A 21,097-nucleotide genomic window follows, 5' to 3' on the forward strand; every position below is an offset into this window, starting at 1 on the left:
GCGAGGAGGCCCGGTGCGGGTCTGCCCCGCGGGCTGCGGACCGCGCGGCGGTGCGGCCCGGGCCCGGCGCGGCTCGCCGGTACGATGACCGGGTGAGGACGAACCCGACCAGCACCCCCGGCACCGGCGAGACCCCGATCGGTCCGACCGGTCGGCCCGTGCGGCAGTTCCCCGTCCCCGAGGAGCTCGACGGTCACGGACCGGCCCGCATCATCGCGCTCTGCAACCAGAAGGGCGGCGTCGGCAAGACCACGACGTCCATCAACCTCGGTGCCGCGCTCGCCGAGTACGGGCGCAAGGTCCTCGCCGTCGACTTCGACCCGCAGGGAGCCCTGTCCGCGGGGCTCGGGGTCCGCACACACGACATCCCGACCGTCTACGACCTGCTCATGGGCGCCGTGAAGGACCCGCGCGAGGTCATCCAGCCCACGAACGTGCCGCTGCTCGACGTGATCCCGGCGAACATCGACCTGTCCGCGGCCGAGGTGCACCTCGTCAACGAGGTCGCCCGGGAGCAGATCCTGGCGAGCGTGCTGCGCAAGGTCTCGGGCGACTACGACCTCATCCTCGTCGACTGCCAGCCGTCGCTCGGGCTGCTCACCGTCAACGCGCTCACGGCGGCGCACGGCGTGCTCATCCCGCTCGAGTGCGAGTTCTTCGCGCTCCGCGGCGTCGCGCTCCTCATCGAGACGATCGACAAGGTGCGCGACCGGCTCAACCCGGCCCTCCGGCTCGACGGCATCCTCGCCACGATGTACGACTCGCGCACGCTGCACTCGCGCGAGGTCATGGAGCGTGTCGTCGAGACCTTCGACGACCACGTGCTCGACACGGTGATCGGCCGGACGGTGAAGTTCCCCGATGCCACCGTCTCGGCGCGTCCCATCACGCAGACGGCACCCGAGCACGCCGCGGCGCACGCCTACCGGGCGCTCGCCAGGGAGCTCGTCGAGCGTGGCGCCGTCGCCTGAGCCCGTCCCACGGAGCGATGCCGCGGACCCGTCGGGCGGCACGGCGCCGGTGCCCGTGCCCGCGGGACCGGCTTCAGCGGACGACGCGCCCGTCGGCAGCGCCACCGCGCCCGGCTTCCGGGTCCGGCTGCGCAACTTCGACGGCCCCTTCGACCTGCTGCTCTCGCTGATCACGAAGCACGAGCTCGACATCACCGAGGTCTCGCTCGGTGCCGTGACGGGTGAGTTCATCCAGTACGTCCGCCTGGCCGAGTCGGCCGACGAGCTCGACGAGGCGAGCGAGTTCCTCGTCGTCGCCGCGACCCTGCTCGACCTGAAGATCGCCGGTCTCCTGCCGCAGGGGGAGCTCGTCGACGCCGAGGACGTCGCCCTGCTCGAAGCCCGCGACCTGCTGTTCGCACGGCTGCTGCAGTACCGGGCGTTCAAGCAGGCGGCCGAGTGGTTCGGCGAGCAGTGGCAGCAGGAGTCCCGCCGCCACGTGCGCCGCGTCCGGCTCGAGGAACGCTTCCGCGCGCGGACGCCCGAGCTGGTGTGGACCCTGTCGGTGCAGGACTTCGCGGCGATCGCGACGCTCGCCTTCGCGCCGCGGGAGATCCCCACCGTCGGGCTCGACCACCTGCACGCGCCGCTCGTCAGCATCCGCGAGCAGGCGGCGATCGTCGTGTCGATCCTCCGGACCCGCGCGGACGAGGACGTCTCGTTCCGCGAGCTGGTCGCCGGCGTCTCGGAGACGGGTATCGTGGTGGCTCGCTTCCTGGCGATCCTTGAGCTGTACCGGAACGCGTCGATCTCGTTCGAGCAGGCCGAACCGCTCGGGGAGCTGACACTCCGGTGGACCGCCGAGGACTGGTCCGACGAGAGCCTCGCAAATCTGGGAGCCGACTATGACGGATGACGCACGCGCCCACTCGTCGAGCGCAGAGCCCGGCGGAGCGGACGAGGTCGCCGACGCGCGTGCGATCGAGCAGGAGCTGCACGCGCCGGGGGCTGCGCGGACGGACCTGCCGGTCGACCGACAGATCGAGGCGATCCTGATGATCGCCGACGAGCCGCAGTCGCTGGTGTCCCTCGGGGCCGCGGTCGGTGCGCCCGTGCCCGCCGTCCGCCAGGCGATCGAGCGGCTCGTGGCCGACTTCGACGGCGTCGACGGCACCGTCCGTCGCGGCTTCGAACTGCGCGAGGTCGGTGGCGGCTGGCGCTTCTACGTCCGACGCGAGCTGGACGACGTCGTCGAGCAGTTCGTCGAGGCCGAGCGCCCCGCCAGGCTGTCGCAGGCCGCCCTCGAGACCCTCGCGGTCGTCGCCTACAAGCAGCCGATCACGCGCTCGCAGATCGCCGCGATCCGCGCCGTCAACGTCGACGGGGTCGTCCGCACGCTCGTCGCGCGCGGGCTGATCGAGGAATCGTTCACCGACGCCGAGACCGGCGCCATCAACTACGTCACGTCCGACCTGCTGCTCCAGCAGCTCGGCATCAACTCGCTCGACGAGCTGCCGCTCATCTCGCCCCTCCTCGAGGACGGCGCCGGCGGCTTCGAGCAGAACGAAGGGATCCCCGATGGCCGCGTATGAGGACGAACGACGAGGAGGCCCGCGGGGCGGGTCCGGTCGCGACGGCGGCGGCCGGCCGGGAGGCGCGCCCCGCGACCGCGACGGCGGCTCCGCCCGTGCGGGTGGCCGGTCGGGTGACGACCGTGGTGGGTACCGCGGGCGTGACGACCGGTCTGGTGGGACCGGCGGCGGACACCGGGGCAACGACGACCGTGGTGGGTACCGCGGGCGTGACGAACGTTCCGGTGGGGCCGGCGGTGGCTACCGCGGGCGTGACGAGCGTTCCGGGGGCGCGGGCGGTGGCTACCGCGGCAACGACGACCGTGGCGGCTACCGCGGGCGTGACGACCGTTCCGGTGGGACCGGCGGTGGGTACCGCGGCCGTGACGAGCGTTCGGGTGGCGCGGGCGGTGGCTACCGCGGCAACGACGACCGTGGTGGGTACCGCGGCCGCGACGAGCGTTCGGGCGGGGCCGGCGGTGGCTACCGCGGCAACGACGACCGTGGTGGGTACCGCGGCCGCGACGACCGGTTCGGTGGATCCGGTGGTGGGTACCGCGGGAACGACGACCGCGGCGGCTACGGCGGGCGCGACGACCGTGGTGGGTACCGCGGGCGCGACGACCGCTCCGGTGGGACCGGTGGCGGGTACCGCGGGAACGACGACCGTGGTAGGTACCGCCGCCGCGAGGACCGACCGGGCGGAGACCGCGGCCGCTTCGTGAGCCGTGACGACGACCACCGTGGCGGAGCTGGCGGCTTCGTCCGCCGCGAGGACGACCAGTCCCCGGGTGGGTACCGCGGGCGCGACGACCGCCAGGGCGGCGGCGCTCGCGACCGCGACGACCGTGGGTTCCGTGGGCGTGACGACCGTGGTGCCGGCGGCTTCCGTGGGCGCGACGACCGCGGCGGGGCTGGCGAGCGTCGTGGCAGCGACCGCCGGGACGACCGCGGCAGCGACCGACGTGGCAACGACCGCCGCGACGACCGCCGAGACCCCGCGCGCGAGGACCGCCGGGCCCCCGACGGCCGCCCGAGCACCGTGTGGCACAACGGCCGCCGCTACGTCGGTGGCACCACCACCGCCCGGAACAGCGACCGCGGTCGCGCTGCCGGGACCGACCCGCGCACGACGCCGCGCCCGGAGGGCGCGCGTGACGACCACGGTGCGCCGCTGGAGGGCACGCCCGAGCGCCCCGTCATCCCGGACTGGGACGCCGACGGAGCGGGGTCGTCCGCCGGGGGTGACCAGGGCCTCCAGGCCGACGGTGAGCGTCTGCAGAAGGTGATCGCCGCTGCGGGCGTGGCGTCCCGACGGGTCGCGGAGAACCTGATCGTCGAGGGCCGCGTGACGGTCAACGGCGAGGTGGTCGAGGCCCTCGGGCGGCGCGTCGACCCGCGGACCGACGACATCGCGGTCGACGGCGTGCCGGTTCAGGTGGACAGCTCGCGGCGGTACGTGCTCCTCAACAAGCCGACCGGGGTCGTGTCGAGCCTGCAGGACGAGCGGGGCCGGCGCGACCTGTCCGAGTTCGTCGACCGGTACGAAGAGCGCCTGTTCAACGTCGGCCGACTCGACGCGGAGACGTCCGGCCTGCTGCTGCTGACGAACGACGGCGACCTCGCGCACGTGCTGGCACACCCCTCCTTCGGTGTGACCAAGACCTACATCGCGAAGGTCGCGGGCAACGTGAACCCGGCGACGGTGCAGCAGCTGCTCGACGGCGTGGAGCTCGAGGACGGCCCGATCGCCGCGGACAAGGTGCGCCTGCTCGAGTCCGCGCGGGGTGAGTCGCTCGTCGAGATCACACTGCACTCGGGCCGCAACCGCATCGTCCGTCGGATGCTCGACGCCGTCGACCACCCGGTGCTCGAGCTCGTCCGCCGGTCGTTCGGTCCGCTCCAACTCGGCTCGCTGCCGATCGGCAGGGTGCGGGAGCTCTCGACCGTCGAACTCGGCGCACTCCTGCGCATCGCCCGCGAGGCGAAGGGTCCTGCACAGGCCGACACCGACGAGGAGACTGCCGACTGACCGTCGGTAGGCTGGCCCGGTGACCGACGCCCCCGCCCCGCTCGCCGAACCGGACATCGACCGCCGGCTCCGCGGGCCCGTGCGGGTCGTCGGTGCCGGGCTGCTCGGTGCCTCGATCGGCCTGGCGCTGCGCGAGAAGGGGGTCGACGTCGTCCTCGACGACGTCTCGCCGGCCGCGCTGGCGCTCGCCGTGGACTACGGCGCTGGTCGCCGCCCGGCGCCGGGGGACGAACCCGAGCTCGTCGTCGTGGCGGTGCCCCCGGACGTCGTCGCAGCCGTCGTCGAGCGTGAGCTCGCGACCCACCCGCGTGCGGTCGTGACCGACGTGGCGAGCGTCAAGACCGGACCGCTGGACCGCCTGCGTGACGCGGGCGCGGACATCAGCCGGTACATCGGCTCGCACCCGATGGCCGGGCGTGAGCGCAGCGGGCCGACCGCGGCGCGCGCGGACCTCTTCGTCGGACGGCCCTGGGTCATCGCCGGGCACGACGCCATCACCTACCAGCGCGCCGCGGTGGTCGAGGACCTCGCGCTCGACGTCGGCGCCACCGTGGTCCCGATGGAGCCGGAGTCGCACGACCTGGCGGTCGCCTACGTGTCGCACGCGCCGCAGCTGGTCTCGACGCTCATGGCGGCGCGGCTGCGGGAAGCGCCGGACGGCTCGCTCGAACTGGCCGGCGGCGGTGTCCGTGACGTCACCCGCATCGCGGCGAGCGACCCGGGGTTGTGGGTGCAGATCATCGGCGCGAACGCCGCCAACATCCGACCGGTGCTGGCCGACCTGCGCGACGACCTCGACCAGGTGCTGCACGCGCTCGACGACCCCGACGCCCAGGGGGCACCCCGGACGATCGCCGAGACCATCGCAGCGGGCAACCGCGGGGTCGAACGGCTGCCCGGCAAGCACGGCACCACCAAGCGGTTCGCCCAGGTGGTCGTCCTCGTGGACGACACCCCGGGGCAGATCGCCGCGCTCCTCACGTTCATCGGGGAGATCGGCATCAACCTCGAGGACATGCGCCTCGAGCACTCGCCCGGCGCACCGATCGGCATCGTCGAGGTGTCGGTCGTACCCGAGCAGGAACAGCGACTCGTCGAAGAGCTCGAGGGTCGCGGATGGAGGATCGCAGCAGCATGGGCCTGAACGACGACGCGTACACCGCACCGAACGAGTCCGGCGTGACCGGCGGGCCGGACGGCCCCGACTCCGGGCTGCCGACGCCGGGGGAGCAGCCCGGTCCGCTCGGCGGCGGTGACGTCGCCGGCGGCCTCGACGGCCAGGGCGGCGGGGAGCCCGGTTCGACGAGCGCGCCGGTGCCGTCCGGCCTGCCGCAGGGCGCCTTCGTCGCCAAGACCGTGATCGCGGTGGACGGCCCCGCGGGCAGTGGCAAGTCGAGCGTCTCCCGGGCCGCGGCCCGCGTGCTCGGGTTCGGCTACCAGGACACCGGAGCCGCCTACCGTGCGCTCGCGTGGCACGCGCTGCAGCAGGGCGTCGACCTCGACGACCCGGCCGCCGTGCTCGCGAGCTGGGACACCTTCGACTATGCCATCGGCACCGACCCCGACGACTACTTCGTCCGCGTCGGCGGAACGGACGTGACCGACGCCATCCGCACGCCGGACGTGACCGCGGCCGTCGCGCACATCGCGAAGCTGCCGGAGGTCCGCGAGCGGCTCGTGCAGCTGTTCCGCCGGGTCATGCGGAAGGCCGACGCCCGGGGCATCATCACGGAGGGACGCGACATCACGACCGTCGTCGCACCCGACGCCGAGGTCCGCATCCTGCTGACCGCCGACGAGTCGGTTAGGATGGCTCGACGTTCGGCTGAGGTCACCACCCAGTCGGCCGCCGAGACCTCCGCCGCACTCGCTCGACGTGATGCGGCGGACGCGAAGGTCGTCGACTTCATGAACGCCGCGGACGGCGTCACGACGCTCGACTCCACCGACCTCGACTTCGACCAGACCGTCCAGGCGGTCGTCGACCTGGCCCGAGCGGCCACGCACTGACGCAGACCGGGCGCCGTCCGGTCACCACGACCGGGCTGCCCGGTCACCACGGCCGGGTGACCGGCCCGGCCGGGAACGGCCACCGACACCGCGGCTCCGGTCGCACACGAGGAACCCCACCATGGCCCAGCAGGACAGCCACGACAACGACGACTTCCCGGAGTACGACGACGCGCTCGGCGAGCGGCTCGCCGGGCTCGACGACGCCGAAGCGGACCAGCGAGCCAACGCGCTCCGCGTCGGACTCGACGAGTACGAGCTCGACGACGAGGACGTCGCGCTCCTCGACGCCGGCGAGCTCGGCGAGGACGGCGTGCACTACCTGCCCGCCTACCCCGTGCTCGCGATCGTCGGTCGCCCGAACGTCGGCAAGTCGGCGCTCGTCAACCGCATCATCGGTCGCCGCGAGGCCGTCGTGCAGGACGTCCCCGGCGTCACGCGCGACCGCGTGAGCTACAAGGCCGAGTGGAACGACAAGCGTTTCACGCTCGTCGACACCGGCGGGTGGGAGCCCGACGCCCGGGGCATCAACGCCTCGGTCGCCGCGCAGGCCGAGGTCGCGGTCGACCTCGCCGACGCGGTGCTCTTCGTCGTCGACGTCACGGTCGGCATCACCGCGACCGACGAGCACGTCGTGAAGATGCTGCGTGGCACGGACCGCCCGGTGATCGTCGTGGCGAACAAGGCCGACGACGACCGCCGCGACCTCGACGCCTTCGAGCTGTGGAACCTCGGTCTCGGCGAGCCGCACCCGGTCTCCGCGCTGCACGGTCGCGGCGTCGCGGACCTCATGGACCTCATCATCAAGACGCTCCCCGACACCTCCGCGGTCGCCAAGCAGGAGGTCGGTGGCCCCCGTCGCGTCGCGATCCTCGGCCGTCCGAACGTCGGCAAGAGCTCCCTGCTCAACAAGGCCGCGGGCGAGGAGCGCGTCGTCGTCAACGACCTCGCGGGCACCACGCGCGACCCGGTGGACGAGCAGATCGAGCTCGGCGGTCGGGTGTGGCGCTTCGTCGACACCGCCGGCATCCGGAAGCGCGTGCACCTGCAGCAGGGCGCGGACTTCTACGCCTCGCTCCGCACCACCGCGGCGCTCGAGAAGGCCGAGGTCGCCGTCGTCGTGCTCGACGTGACCGAGCCGATCTCGACGCAGGACCTGCGCATCATCGACCTCGTGCTCGAGTCGGGCCGTGCGCTCGTCCTGGCCTACAACAAGTGGGACCTGCTCGACGACGACCGCCGCCGCTACCTCGAGCGCGAGATCGAGCAGGACCTCGCCCACGTGGCCTGGGCTCCGCGCGTGAACATCTCCGCCCGCACCGGCCGCCACCTCGAGAAGCTCGTGCCGGCGCTCGAGACCGCGCTCGAGTCGTGGGACACCCGCATCCCGACCGGCAAGGTCAACGCCTTCATCGCCGAGCTCGTGCAGGAGCACCCGCACCCGGTCCGTGGCGGCAAGCAGCCGCGCATCCTGTTCGGCACCCAGGCCTCGAGCCAGCCGCCCACCTTCGTGCTGTTCACGTCGGCGTTCCTCGACCCGCAGTACCGACGCTTCATCACCCGTCGTCTCCGTGAGGTGTGGGGCTTCGAGGGAACACCGATCAACGTCAACATGCGCGTCCGCGAGCGCCGGAAGCGCTCGTAGCGCGGATCCGGGGGGACGGCGTGCGACGGCGGGCAGGGCGGGGACCGGCAACGGTCCTCGCGGTGCTCGCCGTCGTCGTGTCCGTCGTCGGTGGAGCCTGGTGGGCGGCCGGACGGAGGGGCGCCGTCGACGAGGGTGTGATCAGCGCACACGCGGTGTCGACGCCGGATTCGTCGGTGCCCGCGCCCTCGAACGAGAGTGGGGGTCCGCTCCAGGTGTCGAACGCTCTCGGAGCGCCGATCCCCGGTGACACGACTCGGCAGGACGTCCCGCGCGCGGTCGAGGACTGGATCGACCGCGCGCTCCCCGTGGCCGGACGACTGTCCGCCACGGTCGACGGCGTCGCCGGGACCGTGCGGATCGAACGCGTCGGCGATGCGACCGTCGCTGTCAGCGTGCCGGGGATGGCGCTGCCCGCGGGGCACCAGGAGGCCCGGCTCGTGCTCGCCCGGCAGGCGCCACCGCGTGCCGACGGTCTCGCGCACGCGACCGGCACAGCGGTCTTCTCGGCCGACGGTGGCGACGCCTCGCTGGTCGTGGATCCGAGTGCCCTGCAGGCCGACATCAGGTGGGCCGCCCTGGTCGACGACGCGTCCGGCCAGGTCCTCGGGACCGCGTGGCTGGTCCCCGTCGACTGACGTCGACGTGGATCGATGGCAGCGGCCGGATGCGGCACGATGGTCGTGTGAGCCTCCCCGTCCTCGCCGACCGTCTGTGGTGCCGGCTGCACCTGGACCGCCTGGCCGGCGGTCGTCAGGCCGACTACGTGATCCGTGAGGACATGCTCGCGCACCCGGACACCGTCCGGTCGTTCCGGTGGATCCGGTGGCTGCTCGTCGCCGAGACCCTCGTGGGCCTCGCCGCGATCGTCGTCGCGGTGCTGCTCACCCGTGCGGGCGAGACGGTCGCGTGGGCGGTGTGGTTCCGGGCGACCGTGGTGCTGCTCATCACCCTGACCCTCTACGTCTTCGCGTGGCGGGCGCAGCTCGGCTACTACTGGGCGTACCAGCGCCTCCGGCTGTTCAGCCGGATCTTCCCGGTCGTGACGCTCGTGGTCGCCGCCATCCCCGGGCTCTACCCGTTCTGGATGGTCATCGAGCAGATCCTGTTCTCGCTGCTCATGATCGGGATCGGCGACGTGCTGACGAGCGACCACATGCGCACGACGTTCCCGAAGCCCGCGCGGACGCCACGACGGGGGCGGTCCGCAGCGTGACGGTCGGAGGGCGGCCGTACGATGATCGACACGGGGGTGGTGTGTGAAACTCAAGGTGACCATCGCGGGTCCGCGGTCCGATCGCGACGTCGTGGTGACGGCGGACGTGACGGCGACCATCGGTTCGCTGGCCGACCGGTTGTCGCGCGGGCGGACAACGACGGACGGCGTCCCGCTCACGCTGCGCGTGTGGTTCCCGGACCGGCAGCAGCCGCGGCTGCTGAACCCGTCGGCGACCGTGCACGAGTCGTCCCTGCGGTCCGGGTGCCGGGTCGAGGTCGTCGCCGCGACCGACCGCCGCCGCGGAGACGACGTCGAGGACGCGCCCGCCGCAGTCGCCCAGGTGGTGTCCGGTCCGGAAGCGGGCAACGAGTACACCCTGTCCCAGGGCGTGAACCTGGTCGGGCGCGACGCCATGGCACAGGTCTGGCTCGCGTCGGACGACCTCGTGTCGCGCCGTCACGCGACCGTCACCGTGGGCGAGACGATCGAGGTCGTCGACCTCAACTCCGCGAACGGCGTCGAGGTGGACGGACGCCTCGTCGCCCGAGCCTTCGTCGACCCCGACACGGTGGTGCGCATCGGCGACACCACCCTGCGCATCCGTCCCCTGCCGACCGTGGGCGCCGTGCCCGGAACAGCACCGTCGAGCGCAGGGACCGCTCCGGGTGAGACCGACTTCAGCCGATCGCCCCGCGTCGAGCCAGCGCACCGCGGTCGGCAGTTCACCCTGCCCGAGATCCCGGTTCCCGGCGAGAAGCCCCGGCTCCCGGTGATCGCGATCATCGCGCCGATCATCCTCGGCGCCGTGCTCTTCCTCGTCACCAAACAGCCCTACACGCTGATCTTCATCGCGCTCTCGCCGGTGATCATGATCGGCACCTGGATCGACCAGCGCGTCCAGGTCCGACGTCGGCGTCGCGACGAACGGGAGCGGTTCGAGGACTCCCTCGCCGACGTCGGTGAACGGCTCGCAGCGGCCCGCACGGTGGAGGTCGAGGCCCGCACCGCGGAGTCGCCCGCGCCGTCGATCGTCACCGCGGCGATGCGGGAGCGTTCGGCGCTGCTGTGGACCCGGAAGCCGGAGCACACCACCTTCCTCGAGGTCCGCTTCGGTGCCGGCGAGCAGCCGTCCCGCTCGACCGTGACCCTGCCGTCCAAGAACACCGGCAGCGTGGACGACTGGAACCGTGCCGAGGCGCTCGCCGACGAGTACGCGACCGTCGGACCGGTGCCCGTGGTCGAGACGTTCGAGCGCGCCGGAGCGATCGGCGTCGCCGGGACGGGACTCGCCGCGGACGACGTCGCGCGCTCGCTCGTCGTCCAGCTCGCGGGCCTGCACAGCCCCGCCGACCTCGTCCTGACCGCCTTCGCCGGTGGCACCACGACCGACCAGTGGGCGTGGCTGAAGTGGCTGCCCCACGTCGACTCGCCGTACAGTCCGCTCCGCTCCGCCGGTCTCGTACGTGACTTCGCCGGCGCCTCGACGCTCCTCGCCGAGCTCGAGGGGCTGGTCGCCACGCGCAGGGCCGCAGGGCTCGGGCGCGGCGAACAGGTGCGGTCGCGCATCGACGAGTCCCGTGCCCTCGACGAGGACCACGGCGAGTCGGTGGACCGCCTGCCGGCCACGCCCGCCGTCGTGGTGCTCGTCACCGCGGAGGCACCGGCGGACCGCGCCCGGCTGGTCGCCCTGGCCGAGGAGGGCCCCGACCTCGGCGTCCACGTGCTCTGGCTCGCGCCGACGCTCCAGGCGCTGCCCGTCGTGTGCCGCACGCACATCGTGCTCGATCGTGCGGGCGGCACCGCCACGGTCGGCTTCGTCCGGTCCGGGCAGTCGGTGGTGCTCGAGGAGCTCGACCGTGTCGACAGCATCGAGGCCGCGACGGTCGCTCGGGCGATCGCACCGATCCAGGACTCGGGTGCACGCGTGCTCGACGAGACCGACCTGCCGCACAGCGTGGCGTTCGTCGACCTGTACGAGGGCGACGTCGCCGGCGACCCGGCCGCGATCGTCCAGCGCTGGGTGAAGAACGACAGCCTGACGGGAGAGTGGGTCCCCGGAGCAGGGCGGGAGAGCGGCGGCGTCCGCGCCGTCGTCGGGCAGGGGCCCAGCGAGCCCCTCGCGCTCGACCTCCGCGCCCACGGGCCGCACGCGCTCGTCGGTGGCACCACCGGCGCGGGCAAGAGCGAGTTCCTGCAGACCTGGATCATGGGCATGGCGACGGAGTACTCGCCGGACCGCCTGACCTTCCTGCTCGTCGACTATAAGGGCGGCGCTGCGTTCGCCGAGTGCGTCGGCCTGCCGCACACCGTCGGCCTCGTCACCGACCTCAACCCGCACCTCGTCCGTCGCGCCCTCACGTCGCTGCGTGCCGAGCTCCGGTACCGCGAGCACCTGCTGAACGACCGCGGTGCGAAGGACCTCGTCACCCTCGAACAGCGGGGCGACCCGGCGGCGCCGCCCGTGCTCGTCATCGTCATCGACGAGTTCGCCGCGCTCGCGACCGAGATCCCCGAGTTCATCGACGGGGTCATCGACGTCGCCCAGCGGGGCCGGTCCCTCGGCCTGCACCTCGTGATGGCAACGCAGCGTCCGAGCGGGGTCATCAAGGACTCCCTCCGCGCGAACACGAACCTGCGCATCGCGCTCCGCGTCGCCGACCCCGTCGACAGCGAGGACGTCCTCGGCGTGCCCGACGCCGCCTTCTTCGACCCGGGCACCCCCGGTCGCGCGGCAGCGAAGATCGGCCCTGGTCGGGTCCTCGACTTCCAGACCGCCTACCTCGGCGGCCGCTCTGACGACGTCGTCCACGAACCCGACGTCGACGTGCAGGACTTCCCGTTCGGACCCGGCAGCACCTGGCCGAGCCCGGCGCGCGCACCGCGGGACTCCTCGCGCGCCCGCGACATCGAGCGGCTCGCCGCGACCATCGTCCGCGCTGCGGACGACCGCTCGCTCGACGTCCCCCGGAAGCCGTGGCTCGACCAGCTCCCGGACGCGATCGGCCTGGAGGCACTGCCCGCCTCCGACGGCTCGGCGCTCGTCATCGGGTCGGTCGACCTCCCCGAGTCGCAGCAGCAGACACCGTTCCGTCTCGACCTCGACGCGGCCGGCAACGTCGCCGTGCTCGGCGCCGGCGGCGCCGGCAAGTCCGCGGCACTCCGCGCCGTCGCGGTCGCTGCCTCCGCCGCGGCGGACCGGTTCCCGGTCCGCATCACGGGGCTCGACTTCGGTGGCGGCGGCCTGCGCATGCTCGAGGCGCTGCCCACGGTGGGCACCGTCATCAGCGGGCCGGACGACGAACGCATCACGCGCCTCCTGGCCGACCTCGAGGCCACCGTCACCGACCGGTCGTCCCGCTTCGCTGCCGCCCGTGCGGCGAACCTCAGCGAGTACCGGACCGTCACCGGCACCGCCGAGCCGCGCATCATCGTCCTCGTCGACGGGATGGGTGCCTTCCGGAACGAGTACGAGTTCCGTCTCGGCACCCAGCCGGTCTTCGACCAGCTCGTCGCCGTCGCCGCGACCGGACGGGCGCTCGGCGTGCACCTGGTGATGAGCGCCGACCGCATCGCGGCGTTCCCGTCGAACCTGCAGGCGGCGATCGGGGAGCGGATCGTGCTCCGCCTGGCCACCGAGACGGAGTACCACGCGGCGGACGTGGCCGCCGACGTGCTCGAGGACGCGGTCCCCGGACGCGGGCTCGTCGACGAGCACGAGGTGCAGCTCGCGGTCCCCGGGGCCTCCGCCGACCTCGTCGCGCAGGCCGCGGCGGTCGAGGCCCTCGCCGCTGACCTCGTGCGGCGGGGCGTGGCCGAGGCGCCGCCCATCCGTCGGCTGCCCGAGGACGTGGACCGCGCAGACCTGCCGGCCGCCGTCGACGGCCGTCCGACCATCGGGCTGGCGGACGACACCCTGGGCCCCGTCGGCGTCCCGACCGACGGCCTGTTCGTGGTGACCGGACCATTCGGCTCCGGGCGGTCGACCACGATGCGCACGGTCCTGCGGTCCGTGCGGGCGACGTGGCCGGACCGGCCGGCACACCTCGTCGTCGGGCGGCGGTCGACGCTCCGCGACGCAACCGAGTGGGCATCCGCCGCGCAGGACGCCACCGACGCTGAAGCCATCGCCTCACAGCTCGCCACCGCGCTCGAGACCGGGCAGTCGACCGGCCCGGACCCCGTCATCGTCATCGAGAACGTCGGCGACTTCGAGGGGCTGCCGGCGGAGAGCCAGGTCGCGCGGCTCATCAAGGCCGCGCGGCGGGCCGGCGTGTTCGTCCTCGCCGAGGCCGACACGGTCACGGCGCCGAGCGCCTGGCAGCTGTTCGCCGAGCTCAAGACCGCACGCGCGGGGATCGCCCTGCAACCGGAGGAGACCGACGGGCTGACGCTCTTCCGGACGGCGTTCCCGCGGGTCACACGGACCGACTTCCCCGTCGGACGGGGCATCATGGTCGACTCCGGGCGGATCACCCGCGTGCAGGTCGCCCGCGACGCCCGGTCCGCCTGACGACGGACACCGCCGTACCCCTCGGACGGGGGCGTCGACATCGCATGGGTGATTTGTTCCACAGCGGTGTTACCGTGGTCCCGATCGCCGGAGGGGCTGGCGATCCAGACCACCTAAGGGGTGCAACGTGGCCAACATCAACGTCTCCTACCAGGAGCTCAACAGCAACGCCGACCGTCTGCTGGCCGGACGCGACGAGATCAACGCGACCCTGTCGAAGCTGCAGGCGCAGATCGCATCGCTGACCCAGGCCGGCTTCCAGACCGACCGTTCCTCGGGTGCCTACAACGAGGCGTACAACCGCTTCACGACCGGTGCGCAGAACACCATCGGCGGTCTGAACGACCTCGCGCAGTTCCTCCGCACCACCGCGCAGACGCTGGGCGACGTCGACCAGCAGCTCGCGTCGCGACTCGGGCGCTGATCGGGACGACCGGACCAGGGACGGCCGGCGCTGCAGGTGCCGGTCGTCTCCTCCGTTGGGGGTAGAGCATGTACGGGGAGATGGCACAGCTCCGGGCGAAGGCCCGTGCGCTGCGCGACGACGCCGACGGGCTGCGGTCACGGGCGAGCGCGCTCGTGGCGCAGGCCGACGGGCTGTCGTCGGCGGGGAAGGCCGCCGACGCCGTGCGTCGTCGGGTCCAGGAGTCGGGCACGGAGCTCGGCAAGAAGGCGCAGCTGCTCGACGAGGCAGCAGACGCCCTCGATGCGCACGCCAAGGCGGTTGACGCAGTGAAGGCACAGATCGCGGAAGCCGAACGCATCGCACGTGACCTCTGGAACCAGGCCGCGCATCTGGCGGCGAACGTCGTGAACGCCGTCAAGGACGTCGCGTCGAACGCGGTCAACGGCTTCATGCAGGTGATCGGTGCCGCCGGCTCGGGTGAACCCGACCACGTCCGTGTGTCCGTGCACGAGCTCGGCGGCCAGCAGGTCTCCGACGGCCAGGTCGCGAGCGCCAAGTCGTTCATCGCGCAGGTGCCGTCGCCGCCGCCGTCCGGGTCGAAGGACTGGATCGACGTGCGCGGCGCCGCGATCCGGAACGGCGTCGGATGAGCGGGGCACCGGCGACCGACGTCATCGACTGGGACCTGACGGTCGACGAGCTGCGGACCGTTCGCGAACACCTGCCCGGGCTCGTCCTGCCGTCCTTCGTGCCCTCGGGTGCACCCGAGCAGCAGTCCACGGAAGCGCTGGTCGAGCGCGGTGTGCTCACGCGACGGCCCGACGCTGACGTCGAGTCGTGGTCGGACGACCTCGATGCGCCGTTCCTGCTGACACTCGCACTGCAGAACGCCGGTTCGATCGTGATCCAGGTGAGTGCGTGGGACCGGGAGTCGACCTCGGCGCACTCGACGGTGATCGAGGGCAACGCTGCGTCGCACCTGACCGTGCGGAGCGCTCGTGGGGGATCGGACAGCGGGGCACACCTGCGCGGCTCCGTCCTCGACCAGGCATGGTCGGCGCTCGTCGAACTCATCCCGTCGCTCGACGTCGGCGACCCCGTCCGCGGCACCACGACCGTGAGCACGGTCGCGTCCCAGGCACTGGTCGACGCGATCCAGCGGGGTGATGCCCGCGTGATCGATGCCGTCGTCGCCGAACTGCACGTCCCGGCCGAGGCGGTCGGCCTGTTCCGCGGACTGGCCGAACCCGTGCAGTACGGCTTCCGAGTGAAGGCCTTCACCGCCGATCGTGGGCCGGTCTTCGTCGCCGACTGGTTCGGCACGCGCCGCGGGTGGCTGCGGATGAGCGTCGGCCTCGACGCGGAAGCCCGTGGCTCGGAGGTCACGCCCGAACTCATCACGGATGCCGGCACGGTCACCGTGACGGCGCAGACGGACCAGGAGATCCGGACGGATCTGCTCGGCCTCGTCGCTGGACTCATCAGGGATCGAGATGTCTGACGGGATCAAGGTCGACTACGCGGAGATCGACCGACTCACCACGGGGATCACCGCGCTCAACGCCTTCGCCGGGCCGCTCGTGCCGAAGGTCGGGGCGCTGTCGGTAGACGGGGACCTCCTCGCGTCGGCGATCCTCTCGCCTGGCACCGCGCTTGCGGCCGAGGGCGCGGTGATGAACGCTTCGGCGCAGCTGAGCGTGACGATCGTCTCCACCGAGGCGCTCGTGATCATCACGGCGTCGATCTCGAAGGTGTACGAGGCGGCCGAGGCAGGGCTTGCTCTCACCGTCGCCGGCTTGCACGTCGCAGCGGCTGCGACCTGGGCGACCACGACGGATGTCGCTGAGACGGTGGCACTCGTCACCGGGACCGTCGTCTACGGCACGATCGCGCTCGGAGCGCTCGCCACCGAGGCTGTCAGGAGCGGCGTTGCACTCGACGTCCTGGGCATTGTCACGGTGTCCTTCAGCGAAGCAGCGCTCACCGCGCTGAGGACCGATGGCGACCTGACCCAGCGCACCGCGGTGTTCACCCTGGCGGCGGCTCGGTCCTTCAACAGGAACTTCTCCGCAGCTCTGCCGTGGATGAGTCCCGACATCGTCGCGATGGAGCAAGCCTGGTTGGGCGATCTCCGCACGACGAACACCTACGACGGCCTCCTCAGTACGTTGATCGGGGATGGTCGCCAGTTCGGTTTGTTCGAGGACGGTGTGCCGCGCTTCATCGACGGTGTCCTGTCCGACAGCCAAGTCGATGATCGGCGGCAGCGCGCTCTCGTCGATGGCATCCGTGAGACAGGTCAGCAGTTCACCACCGATGGGGCCGGGAACATCATCCCGACCGACGTCAGCTCGTTGCTCGCGAGTTCGGGTCAGATCGACCGGATGGGCCAAGAAGACTTCGCGAACGTCCGGGTGTTCAAGACGGTTGACGAAAACGGCGTCACTCGCTTCACAGTTCAGATCCCGAGCACACAGAGCTGGAATCCCGAGGCCGGCGACACCCCGAATGATCTTACCTCGGACGTGATTGCGATGCGTCACGGTGACCAGACCGCTCTTTCACAGGCCGTCATCGAGGCTCTACGGAAGGCAGGGGTCAAGGACGAACCCGTGATGCTGACAGGCTTCAGCCTCGGAGGGATCACGGCTGGTGCGGTCGCCGCGGGTGACAGCGGCTACAACATCCAGCAGGTGGTGACCGCTGGTTCCCCGATCGGTGCGATGGACATCCCGTCCGACGTGCACGTGACAGCCCTCGAGTCCACGGCTGATCCGATCGCGGCCTTGGACGGAACGCCGAATCCCAGAGACTGGACGACGCTTCGTGGGGATGCGCCGCTGAAGGCCAACGAACACGATGCGCCGACTGTTGCCACCGCACACGATGCGAATCGATACGCGGTCATGGCCAGCGGTGTCCCCTCAGTGAATGACGACCCTGCAATCACGCAGTTCCTCGGAGGGAACGGGAAGACGACAACCGTGACGGATTACCAGGTGCAGAGGAGATCAGAGTGACAGGCGGAAGGGTGCGAACGGGAATCGTCGTGACGGTGATGGCCGTCGTAGCGCTGTCTGGTTGTAGTGCGCTCCGCACAACGACGTCCAGCGCACCGTCGTCCTCGCTGCATGACCCTGCGGGCGGGCAGTCGCTTGAACAGGCGCGGAAGCAGCTCTCCTCGATCGAGGGTCTCTCTGACGTCTCCATCAAAGAAGAGCGGACCGTGTCCGGTCTCAACGAACGCCATGAGGTGTCGATCGCTGCGACGGTCGAAGATACCGCAGCGGCGCCCGGCTTCGTAGACCAACTCGCACAGCTCGGCTGGTCCGTGAACGAAGCAGAACCCGACACGGGAGTGTTCATCCGTCTCAGGACGAGTCCGCAGCTCGTCATCGGGGATGTGGCCAAGGATCGGGGCTGGACAGAAGCCGCTTACACGACGTCGACTGCTGAGTTGAAGCAGCTCGTCCTGCTCTCCCCGGACGAGCTCCAAAAACGTTTCGGTCCGTGGCCTGGCAAAGCTCTCTGAGGCTCCTGGAAGCGGAAGGTGTTCCTTGCCGAGTGAGCGTTTCCAAGAACACCGTCGAATCTGGCTCGAGGGATTAACGACGAGCACTTCAGTGGAAGAGCAACGCGCTCTGGTCGAGTACATGTTCGCTCTCGGTTGGTCGATCAAGGATGTCGAGGCCGACCAAGGCGTCAGCGTGCGCGTCCGTACGCAACCGCAGGTGACGATCGGAGAACTCCTGCAGAATTGGAACGGGTTGCAGTACCGGTCGACCTCTGACTCCTTCAAGGAGGTGGTGGTCGCTCCTCGGAAGGTTCTCGAGCGTCAACTCGGCCGATGGCCCGGAGCGGTACCGTCTTCCTGACCTGACGAGGCCCGCGGAGCACCCGTTCGAACGATGCAATTTCCGATGCCCTAGCGATGAGGCACGGAGACCCTACAGCGCTGACTCAAGCAGTGCGATCGACGCTCGACGTTGCTCCGGAGATTTGTGACGGCCACGCTCCGATGAGGCTCACCGGCTTCGGCCTCGGCGGTATCACCGCAGGCGCCGTCGCCGATCAACTGGTTCCTGAAGGGCGGAACCTCGACAGCAAAGGACTACGATGTCGCGCGTGGGTAATCGCGGAGCGACCAGCAGGTTTACTGCTTGCCTCCTCTTGATAGGCCTGATCCTGACGGGATGTGCTGCCATGCGCGGTGGAGCTAGTGCGGATGAAGTGACGACCGCAGTAGAGCGTGATATGAAGGTCACTGATGTCAAGGTGTCTCATCGTGATATCTCACAGACGTTCGGATCGACGACGATCGTCGTCCTCACGGCCGATCGGCCGCGCGACACTGTCGCAAACGTGCCTGGGTTCACTGAGGAATTGCTCAAGGCCGCGTACTCGGTACGCAATTGGAAGCCGACCGCCGGTGTCCGGGTTGTCCTGCGCGATTACGATGGTGCGCCGCTCGGGAGCGCACTCGAGCAGTCCGGATGGAAAGTCGTCGGGTGGGACGAAAGCGATCCGGGCACGGTGTTCGTCTCTTTCTCCGAGCTGCAGGAAAGATACGGAAAGTGGCCGTCAAGGATTGGCCCCGCATGATGATCCTCGCTTCACCGCAACTCCGAGGGCGGCACAGCCCGCTCGGATGGGGGCGATGGCGGTCTGCTGGCTTCCCAGCTCGCCCTGAGGCTGCTGGACCGACGGCGAGGCAGTGCAGGACGAGCTCGTGCGGAGGCTGATCACAGCGGGAGTGCTGCTGTCGCTCATCCCTGCGCTCAGTGGGTGCTCGACGCCCGACCCCGACGCTGATGGAGCTGCATCGCGAGAAGCGGTCGCATCCGAGATCTACGCCCTGCCCAACGTGCTGACTGCGACGGTCGACGAGGAGAAGACCACGGACGGCCTCTCCGCGCACTACCGAATCGCCGTCGACATCTCGGCCCCCGCAGCAGGTCGCTCGGAGGCGGAGGTCGCCGAACTGATCGACGCGGTTCTTCCCCTGGCCTGGTCCACACGGGGGCACGAACCCGACGCAGGCGTCGTCCTGCGGATCAGGACAGAGCCGCAACTCGAGATCGGACGGATCGCGCAGGACGCCGGCTGGCGCGACGTCGGCTTCCCGTCGACGCCGGAGCTCGTCGAGAAGATCGGGTACCAGGCGAGCTTCGGACGCCGCTCCCTCGACGAACGAATCGGCTCCTGGCCGGTGGCTGCGGGAGCGGATCCGACCGGGGGTCAGCGGACCAGGGGACAACCAGGGCCAGGCACACCGCAGTGATCGGGAGGATGGTCGAACCATGACGACGAACAGCCTCCCCGGTGGCACCTACGACCTCGGCGACCTCGAGGTCACCCGCTTCGGCTACGGGGCGATGCAGCTCGCCGGCCCGCACGTCTTCGGCCCGCCAGCCGACCGCGACGAGGCCGTCCGGGTGCTGCGCACCGCGGTCGAGCTCGGCATCACCCACATCGACACCGCGGACTTCTACGGCCCGCACGTCACGAACGAGATCATCCGCGAAGCCCTGCACCCGTACCCGGAGCAGGTGCACATCGTCACGAAGGTCGGGTCGCGGCGGAACGACAAGGGGCAGTGGCCGCCAGCGCGGAAGCCGGAGCAGCTCGTCGAGGACGTCCACGCCAACCTCGACCGGCTCGGTCTCGAACAACTCGACGTCGTGAACCTCCGCGTCGGCGGGTTCGACGCACCGGAGCCGGGCAGCATCGCCCCGCAGTTCGAGGCGCTCGCCGAACTGCAGCAGCAGGGCAAGATCCGCCACCTCGGGCTCTCGACGGTCACCGGTGCGCAACTCGTCGAGGCGCTGCAGATCGCGCCGGTGGTGTGCGTGCAGAACATGTACAACGTGGCGCAGCGCGGGGACGACGACCTGGTCGACCTGACGGCGGCGGAGGGCATCGCCTACGTACCGTACTTCCCGCTGGGCGGCTTCTCGCCGATCCAGTCCGAGGCGCTCGATGCGGTCGCGCAGCGGTTGGGGGAGTCCCGTCTGTCGGTCGCCCTCGCCTGGCTGCTCCAGCGTTCGGACAACATCCTGCTCATCCCCGGCACCTCGTCCGTCGAGCACCTGCGGCAGAACGTCGCCGGCGCGCGCATCACGTTGCCGGCCGACGCAGTCCGTGAGCTGGACGCGATCGGCGCAGCCTGACCCGGACCGGATCCGGCACCCGGGTCAGGACGAGAAGTCCGACGAGATGTGCACTCCGGGGTGGTACCAGAAGGACACGGCGACCCAGAGCCCGAGGAGGGTCGCGGCGTTCAACAACGACGGCGCGAGCCACCACCACGACCGGGGCTGACGGCACACCCCCACCACGAGCAGGACGACGGACGCCACGACGAAGGGCGCCGTCGCGACGGTGCCCCAGAACGCGAACCCGGCCATCGCCGGCTGCGTGACGTCGAGGGGCGCGCCGAACATCGTGATGAAGCCGACGCAGAAGACGCCGACCGTGGTGCCGAGGACGCCGACCCCGATCGCGATGATGGCGAGGGCGAGGGACGACCCGCCGAGCGGTCCGGCGTCGCGCTGATGGCCGTCGCGACGGTCACGGACGAGCGCGTTCGACCCCTGCCCTGCTGTGGACCAGGCCGGAGCAGCGTTCGGACCACGCGATGCTTCGACCCCTGCCAGACCGCCCGTGATGCGAGGAGTGGCGGACCACCCCTCGTCGATCGTCGACCCCCGTCGTTCCGTCACCCGCCCATCCTGACACGAGCCGGCGGCACCCT

Annotated in this window: 20 protein-coding genes; 19 read left to right on the forward strand and 1 reads right to left on the reverse strand. The window is 71.0% G+C overall.

Translation table 11 applies throughout. The features are described from left to right. Window positions 1–92: 92 nt before the first annotated feature. The 19 genes from QUG93_RS12565 (at window position 93) to QUG93_RS12655 (ending at window position 20,513) form a co-directional block, all read left to right on the forward strand. Window positions 93–971 carry a ParA family protein gene (locus QUG93_RS12565; RefSeq protein ID WP_289474373.1) on the forward strand — a complete coding sequence of 293 codons (879 nt, stop codon included), beginning with the start codon at window positions 93–95 and terminating at the stop codon, window positions 969–971. Continuing rightward, window positions 955–1,866, forward strand: coding sequence for a segregation and condensation protein A (locus QUG93_RS12570; protein WP_434533114.1), 912 nt, complete (start codon window positions 955–957; stop codon window positions 1,864–1,866). The genes QUG93_RS12565 and QUG93_RS12570 overlap by 17 nt, the downstream gene beginning before the upstream one ends. Beyond that, entirely contained in the window at window positions 1,856–2,542 is a 687-nt protein-coding gene (gene scpB, locus QUG93_RS12575) for an SMC-Scp complex subunit ScpB (protein WP_289474377.1), read from the forward strand. The genes QUG93_RS12570 and scpB overlap by 11 nt, the downstream gene beginning before the upstream one ends. A gap of 1,255 nt (window positions 2,543–3,797) precedes the next feature. Beyond that, on the forward strand, window positions 3,798–4,553 hold the full coding sequence (locus QUG93_RS12580) for a pseudouridine synthase (protein ID WP_289474422.1): 756 nt from the start codon (window positions 3,798–3,800) through the stop codon (window positions 4,551–4,553). A gap of 19 nt (window positions 4,554–4,572) precedes the next feature. Continuing rightward, window positions 4,573–5,697 carry a prephenate dehydrogenase gene (locus tag QUG93_RS12585; protein WP_289474380.1) on the forward strand — a complete coding sequence of 375 codons (1,125 nt, stop codon included), beginning with the start codon at window positions 4,573–4,575 and terminating at the stop codon, window positions 5,695–5,697. A 182-nt stretch (window positions 5,698–5,879) separates the two neighbouring features. Beyond that, a complete protein-coding gene (gene cmk, locus QUG93_RS12590; RefSeq protein WP_289474423.1) occupies window positions 5,880–6,563 on the forward strand; it encodes a (d)CMP kinase in 684 nt (227 codons plus the stop codon). 121 nt (window positions 6,564–6,684) lie between these two features. Next, a complete protein-coding gene (gene der, locus QUG93_RS12595) occupies window positions 6,685–8,208 on the forward strand; it encodes a ribosome biogenesis GTPase Der (RefSeq protein ID WP_289474382.1) in 1,524 nt (507 codons plus the stop codon). Between the two features lie 62 nt (window positions 8,209–8,270). Beyond that, window positions 8,271–8,846, forward strand: coding sequence for a hypothetical protein (locus QUG93_RS12600; protein WP_289474384.1), 576 nt, complete (start codon window positions 8,271–8,273; stop codon window positions 8,844–8,846). A 47-nt stretch (window positions 8,847–8,893) separates the two neighbouring features. Further along, on the forward strand, window positions 8,894–9,424 hold the full coding sequence (locus QUG93_RS12605) for a hypothetical protein (protein ID WP_434533115.1): 531 nt from the start codon (window positions 8,894–8,896) through the stop codon (window positions 9,422–9,424). Window positions 9,425–9,467: 43 nt separating this feature from the next. After that, window positions 9,468–13,937 (forward strand): type VII secretion EssC family protein, encoded by a 4,470-nt coding sequence (locus QUG93_RS12610; RefSeq protein ID WP_289474388.1) that lies wholly within the window; start codon window positions 9,468–9,470, stop codon window positions 13,935–13,937. A gap of 127 nt (window positions 13,938–14,064) precedes the next feature. After that, window positions 14,065–14,361, forward strand: coding sequence for a WXG100 family type VII secretion target (locus QUG93_RS12615; protein ID WP_289474390.1), 297 nt, complete (start codon window positions 14,065–14,067; stop codon window positions 14,359–14,361). An 80-nt stretch (window positions 14,362–14,441) separates the two neighbouring features. Continuing rightward, window positions 14,442–14,993: a hypothetical protein gene (locus tag QUG93_RS12620; RefSeq protein WP_271826475.1), complete on the forward strand. Its 552-nt coding sequence runs from the start codon at window positions 14,442–14,444 to the stop codon at window positions 14,991–14,993. Then, complete coding sequence (locus QUG93_RS12625; protein ID WP_289474391.1) at window positions 14,990–15,844, forward strand: hypothetical protein; 855 nt, start codon at window positions 14,990–14,992, stop codon at window positions 15,842–15,844. The genes QUG93_RS12620 and QUG93_RS12625 overlap by 4 nt, the downstream gene beginning before the upstream one ends. Further along, complete coding sequence (locus QUG93_RS12630) at window positions 15,837–17,363, forward strand: hypothetical protein (protein ID WP_289474393.1); 1,527 nt, start codon at window positions 15,837–15,839, stop codon at window positions 17,361–17,363. The genes QUG93_RS12625 and QUG93_RS12630 overlap by 8 nt, the downstream gene beginning before the upstream one ends. Before the next feature lie 29 nt (window positions 17,364–17,392). Continuing rightward, window positions 17,393–17,875 (forward strand): hypothetical protein, encoded by a 483-nt coding sequence (locus QUG93_RS12635; protein ID WP_289474395.1) that lies wholly within the window; start codon window positions 17,393–17,395, stop codon window positions 17,873–17,875. A gap of 91 nt (window positions 17,876–17,966) precedes the next feature. Next, complete coding sequence (locus QUG93_RS12640) at window positions 17,967–18,218, forward strand: hypothetical protein (RefSeq protein ID WP_289474397.1); 252 nt, start codon at window positions 17,967–17,969, stop codon at window positions 18,216–18,218. A 355-nt stretch (window positions 18,219–18,573) separates the two neighbouring features. Beyond that, entirely contained in the window at window positions 18,574–18,945 is a 372-nt protein-coding gene (locus QUG93_RS12645; RefSeq protein WP_289474399.1) for a hypothetical protein, read from the forward strand. A 262-nt stretch (window positions 18,946–19,207) separates the two neighbouring features. Next, window positions 19,208–19,624: a hypothetical protein gene (locus QUG93_RS12650; protein ID WP_289474401.1), complete on the forward strand. Its 417-nt coding sequence runs from the start codon at window positions 19,208–19,210 to the stop codon at window positions 19,622–19,624. A 19-nt stretch (window positions 19,625–19,643) separates the two neighbouring features. Next, complete coding sequence (locus QUG93_RS12655; protein WP_289474403.1) at window positions 19,644–20,513, forward strand: oxidoreductase; 870 nt, start codon at window positions 19,644–19,646, stop codon at window positions 20,511–20,513. Between the two features lie 24 nt (window positions 20,514–20,537). On the opposite strand, the gene QUG93_RS12660 is transcribed toward QUG93_RS12655, so the two are convergent. Continuing rightward, a complete protein-coding gene (locus QUG93_RS12660; RefSeq protein ID WP_289474405.1) occupies window positions 20,538–21,065 on the reverse strand; it encodes a hypothetical protein in 528 nt (175 codons plus the stop codon). Window positions 21,066–21,097 lie beyond the last annotated feature (32 nt).

Origin of the sequence: Curtobacterium caseinilyticum (genome assembly GCF_030363035.1) — a bacterium.
Taxonomy (GTDB): Bacteria; Actinomycetota; Actinomycetes; order Actinomycetales; family Microbacteriaceae; genus Curtobacterium; species Curtobacterium caseinilyticum.